Annotated in this window: 4 protein-coding genes; 1 reads left to right on the forward strand and 3 read right to left on the reverse strand. The window is 31.0% G+C overall.

Translation table 11 applies throughout. The annotated features are described in order from the left end of the window. Positions 1-978, reverse strand: a 978-nt coding sequence (locus ACI3VO_RS07265) for a helicase C-terminal domain-containing protein (protein ID WP_439757266.1), incomplete at its 3' end; no start/stop codon positions are given. Between the two features lie 102 nt (positions 979-1,080). Then, on the reverse strand, positions 1,081-3,036 hold the full coding sequence (locus tag ACI3VO_RS07270) for an exonuclease domain-containing protein (RefSeq protein ID WP_439757267.1): 1,956 nt from the start codon (positions 3,034-3,036) through the stop codon (positions 1,081-1,083). 165 nt (positions 3,037-3,201) lie between these two features. Between ACI3VO_RS07270 and pdaA the strand changes: the two genes are divergently transcribed. Then, complete coding sequence (pdaA, locus tag ACI3VO_RS07275) at positions 3,202-4,032, forward strand: delta-lactam-biosynthetic de-N-acetylase (RefSeq protein ID WP_439757268.1); 831 nt, start codon at positions 3,202-3,204, stop codon at positions 4,030-4,032. 43 nt (positions 4,033-4,075) lie between these two features. Here pdaA and ACI3VO_RS07280 read toward each other — a convergent pair. After that, the coding region (locus ACI3VO_RS07280) for a hypothetical protein (protein ID WP_439757269.1) at positions 4,076-4,381 on the reverse strand (306 nt) is incomplete at its 5' end.

Below are 4,381 nucleotides of genomic sequence, written 5' to 3' on the forward strand. Positions count from 1 at the left end.
ATTTTTTTTATTTTCATAGTATTTTACATTTGCTTTTATAGATCTCTGTTTTATCTCTCTATTTAAGTAGCTTGCTAAATCCATGGTATTTGATTTAATCGGTTTACTTTTTAATATATCTGTTATTAGCTCTACAATTACCTCTTTTCTGTTTTTTTTGAGATGATAATATATATAATTTTTAATATTAGAGCTTCTAATATTTCTTATTTTGCAGCCGTGGAGATTTTGTTCTAGCTTTTTGTTTATATAGTCGTTGTTGCCCATGTCAAATACTATAAATACTCCGTAATCATACTTGCTTCTAAGTATTCTACCTAGTGCTTGCTTTACCTTTATTATCATCTGAGGATAGTTTACTTGAAAATAAGTCCTTTTAAACTTATCCATTATGCTAAAATACAGTGGATCTCTTGGGTTTAAGTTAGGCATTTTATCTAAAGTCACACATACTAGACCATCCCCTGGCACATCCACGCCTTCAAAGCAGCCCTTAGATCCCAAAACTACACTTTTATTTTCTACATTTTTTAATGATTTAATTCCTTTTTTATTCATATATACTTCTATATCTTTTTCGTGCAATTTATCTACTAAAATATCGTATGTACTCTCTTGTCTTCTCCTACTGTTGAAAAGGCATAGCACGTTTGAATTAGCAGCCTCGATAGATCTTTCTATATTAGAAGCCATATTTTCTATGAAATATTCGTCTCTATATCCTCCCATATCGATTACTTTTACAACCTCAAGTCTATTTTTATAGTCGTAAATTGGATCTATAATTTTTTTAGTGTTGTTTACCTTGTCGATTCCCAAGGTATTTGTAAAGTAGTCCATATTATTGTCGACACTCAAAGTAGCAGATAGAAAAATTCCACTAGTCAATGTAGAAAGTATATTTTCTCTAAATAAATCGGCTAAATTTAGAGGGACTACTTTAATCGAAAAGTTTTTAAAATCGCTTGAGATAGTCACTATTCTCGAAAATAAATCGTCCTCCTCGTATTCTAGAAACTTTTCTAAGGTTATAGATATTTCCTCTAAATCCTTTAATTTTGACTTTCCGTATTTGTAGATTTAACTTTCCTTGTCTATCCACTCGTCCTCCATGTTTCTATCTAGTAAAATCATTATTTGATTTACATTTGACAGTATGCTCTCGATGTTGTATTTTACGACTTCTGTATACGGTTTATAAGTCACCTTTATGTACTGGTTGTTTTTGTGTAAAATTCCAATTTGATCGTCCTGCTGTAAGTTCAGCTCCCAGCTCAAGTCGTAATTGACTATTAAATCGTATCCCTCATTTACACCGAAATCTAGTATTTCATGTATTTTCTCGAATATAAAATTGATATTTCTGCTTATCTTCTGTTTTATATCTCTGTCTAATTTTATCTCCGTGTAAAATCTATCTATAGGCTTTACCTTTCTCTTTTGTCTCTCCCTTATCTCATTGTAATACCTAGAACTACTTGAAAATTCACTTGGATAGATTTCCTTTAGAAAATATCTAAAGCTATTGTATTCTATTTCCTGAGAAAAAAAATCATATCCCTTTTCGACTAAGTTGTGCGCTTCGTCTACTATAATATTTTCCAGAGGCTTTTCATCTACATACGGCCATCTAGCAAGTAGAGAATGGTTTACAACTGTGATATCTTCGTCCTTTAGCTCCTCTACTCTTTTTTTGTATAGACAATTTTCATAGCATTTTTTAGGCTTGCACAAGTCGACATCACAGACGACCCTAAGTAGGTGACTTTGGATCTCCTTAAAGTGGTTTAAAATCCAGTAATTTATCTCCTCGATATCTCCATATTTTCCGTCCTTTATTAAATTTTCGATAATTATTATGGACATTATATCCTCGTAAGTTGGATTTTCAGCTTCATAATCTTTTTTATAATCGTAAAATTTACTTTTGCATATGTAGTTATTTTTGCCCTTTATATATCCGTAGCTTACCTTTCCTGAAAGTCCCAATGAATTTATCACATTTGGTAAATCCTTGTCCATAAGCTGAACCTGAAGCTCCTTTGTGGCAGTTGAGATTATTATTCTCTTTTGGGCGTATCTCGCCTCTAAAACAGCCGGTAGCAAATACCCCACGCTTTTTCCAATTCCTGTAGGCGCCTCTATACAGGCTATATTATTAGAAGAACTGTGAAACGTCTCTCTAATCAATTTAGTCAAATCATATTGACCTTGTCTAAATTCATAGATAAATCCCTTTTTGCTGCCCCAGATATCCGCCTCCTTTAGAAGCTCTTCATAAGAAGCATTGTATTTTCCCATAAGTTTAAAAATTTCTTCTTCCTTTGAATTGTCATTTTTATCTTTCTCGTCTTTCTTTTTTTCATACACTGTTTTTGTCTGATCCTTCAAATCGTAATCTGCATTATTTATATATTCAGACCAGTCCCAATTTCCAAGAGAGTGTTTATTTAAATAAGAATCTATCTCAAATGTCAAAGGGTATAATGTAAGCTTGTTGTCTTTTTCGAGTCTATCTTTAAACCTCAAAATCAAGGCATTTACAACATCTATAGTATCTATTGCATCGTAGATAGCTCTGTGCACCTCATCATCTTTATTTGTAGTAATTGCTTTTTTTAGGTAATCTAAATTAAATTCTCTGTGAAAAGGTTCTAAAATCGCTGCCAATTCCATAGAATCTATAAATTTATTATTTATTTTGCCTATATGTAAGTTTAAAAATTCCTTTTCAAAATTTTTGTTGTGACAAATTAATGTTTTATCTTCTATAAAAGCTAGAAAATCTTCTTTGACCTCATCTAATAATGGCGCTTTATCTAGATCCTTTTGATTAAGATTTTTGCAAAGAGAAAAAATTTCAGGTGGAACTTTAAATTTATTTTTTACAAGTGTATTGAAAATAGATACGTTTTTATCTTTATCTATTTTTACAGCTCCGATTTCTAGTATTTCGCTGTTTTTAGGATTTAATCCACTTGTCTCTATATCTAAAAAAACTACATTTTTAACAATACTCGCGATCCTTTTTTCCATAAAATACCTCCTTTCTAAATCTTAATCATTATATTTACAAATTATACTTTACTACATAAAAGCATATTAAAACAACTATTTAAAATCAATATTTTACATGAATATTTTTAGCAATTTTTTTAAAAAATATTATTAATTTAAATTAATTTATGAGGAGGACTTACCTTGAAAAACAACAATCTTGGAAATTATTTTATTATAGGGTTTTTCGCGATTCTAATTGGAATAATAGCTATCACAAATTCCAATTTATTTAATAAATCCAAAACTCAAATTTCAGAGGGCGATTTGAGTACTCAGGAATACAATTGGTACTTTAATCCTAGACAAGATCACAAACAGCCAGACCCTATAAAAGAAGCTTCCTTTTTCAGAAACTACGACACATATTATGTAGGAGATAAGGACGAAAAGGTCATATACCTGACATTCGACGCTGGATACGAAAATGGATATACAAGCCTTATTTTGGATACACTTAAAAAGCACAATGCTCCGGCTAACTTTTTTGTAGTTGAACACTACATAAAAAGTAACCCCGAGCTAGTCAAAAGAATGGTAAATGAAGGACATCTAGTATGCAACCATTCCAAAAGCCACGTATCTATGGCCAGTATAGACGATTTAGACAAATTCAAAGACGAAATAATCTCTGTAGAAAAAGCATACAAAGAGGTCACTGGCAAAGATATGCCTAAATACTTCAGACCTCCTATGGGTAAATTCAGCGAAAAATCTTTGAAATACACACAAGATTTAGGATATTCTACTATATTTTGGAGCTTTGCATATGTGGATTGGTATGATTCAAACCAACCTAGCCATGAACATGCAAAAGATAAAATCTATTCTAGAACTCACCCAGGAGCTATAGTACTACTTCACTCAAACTCAAAGACTAATGCAGAGATATTAGACGAGGTATTAACTCACTGGGAAAATGAAGGCTACAAAATAAAAAGCTTGGATTATTTAACTAAAAACAAATCTAATTAATTGCTTAAAATACTAAAAAACTGAGGAGCTTTAAAATAACTCCTCAGTTTTTATATGCTTCTAAAAATATATTCTTTCCGTTGTAATTACAAGTCCAATACGGTTTATATATGCTAAATACGTCTGACAGAACCATATTTTCACTTTCATATTTTCTGTAATGTTTTTCTATTTCATATTCGATATCGCTTTTTAAGATACTGTCATTTATTTTAGGCTTTTGTACGCAACTTTTTGCAATATATCTCTTTACAGTAACTGGAACTTCATCTACAAGCTTGGTATGACCTGTATATGTGTTTAGGGCTATAATTCTATAATAGCTTTTTAACAATCCATTTTCTAATCT

The sequence above is a fragment of the Intestinibacter sp. genome, from assembly GCF_051866655.1.
GTDB lineage: Bacteria > Bacillota > Clostridia > Peptostreptococcales > Peptostreptococcaceae > Intestinibacter.

Excerpts from the sequence above, each read along its gene's own strand:
- ACI3VO_RS07270 (WP_439757267.1), bottom strand. The coding sequence starts at position 3,036 with ATGGAAAAAAGGATCGCGAGTATTGTTAAAAATGTAGTTTTTTTAGAT.